General features: G+C 44.2%; 1 protein-coding gene. It reads left to right on the forward strand.

Translation table 11 applies throughout. The annotated features are described in order from the left end of the window. Positions 1 to 1,023: autotransporter outer membrane beta-barrel domain-containing protein (locus K941_RS0112560; RefSeq protein ID WP_029103857.1), on the forward strand; the 1,023-nt coding region annotated here is incomplete at its 5' end. Positions 1,024 to 1,200 lie beyond the last annotated feature (177 nt).

The raw sequence follows: 1,200 nt of genomic DNA on the forward strand, positions 1-1,200 counted from the left end.
AAAGCAGAACAGGCTAGATTAGAAGCCGAACGCCAAAAAGCCGAAGCTGAAAAACAAAAACAAGCTGAAATTGCTAAGCAAAAAGCCGAAGCTGAGCGTTTAAAAGCAGAAGCTGAAAAAGCAGAACAAGCAAGAATTGAAGCTGAACGCCAAAAATATAGACAAGCGGATATTATCAGCCGTCATAGCAATGCTGGTTTGATTGAAAATACTTTACACCAAACGCTATTATCGCAAAATGCTGATGCCTTGACTCGTCATTTGACTGATACATCCATCCGCCGTGTATGGGCGACCAGTGAGCATGAGCTTGGTAAGCACCACAGTGATTTACATCGTGGTTATGATGCCAAAAGCACGCTTGTGCAAGTGGGTATAGATACACCGATTAGCCCAAATGCGATTTTTGGTGTGGCGTTGTCGCACGCCAATGCACAAGCTGATTTTGAGCGTGGCACAAACAAAGCCGATCTAAACGCCTTGTCCGCCTATGCCAAATATCATTTACCACAAGGCTTTGTGGCGGTGGATACGGCGATTGCTCATAGCAATAGCGAACTTGATTTTAATGGGCAAAGCCAAGCACTAAAACGCACTAGCACCCAACTTGGGGCGACTGTGGGGGCGGATTTGGCGTTAAGTGATGTTTTTGTTAAGCCTTATATTGGGGCAAGAGTGTATCATACGCCAAGTCTTAGCTATACGCTTGACAATGCCAAAATCTCTCACCCCACGACTAATCGTTACGACCGTTTTGTTGGCGTACGCCTTGGTAAAGCCATGCAAGTAGGGGCGGTTACCATTGAGCCGAGCTTAAACAGCAGTTTACGCCAAGGCGGTGGCAACAAACCTATGTCTGTCAATGGATACGCTTTTGATCAAGATACGCCTGTTGTGTGGACAAATGAGCTTGGGCTGACAGCACGCACAGGGCAAGTTATGGCACAGTTGTCGCTTATGCGTACTGACGGCAAAGATGCTGACCATACCAAAGCAGGGGTCAAATTGTCCTATACTTGGTAATTTGATTTTTTGTGATATTGTGATAGTTAATCAAAATCCCCTTGTTTGGCAAGGGGATTTTAACTTGTGTGGCTATTTATTTTTGGCATTGTAAACTCAAAATACAAACTTCAAACACCCATTCCACTTAGCAAAGAGTAGGTTAAGAGAACATTCTATCATATGCTGACATTTAGA

Origin of the sequence: Moraxella caprae DSM 19149, assembly GCF_000426885.1 — a bacterium.
GTDB classification, from domain to species: Bacteria; Pseudomonadota; Gammaproteobacteria; order Pseudomonadales; family Moraxellaceae; genus Moraxella; species Moraxella caprae.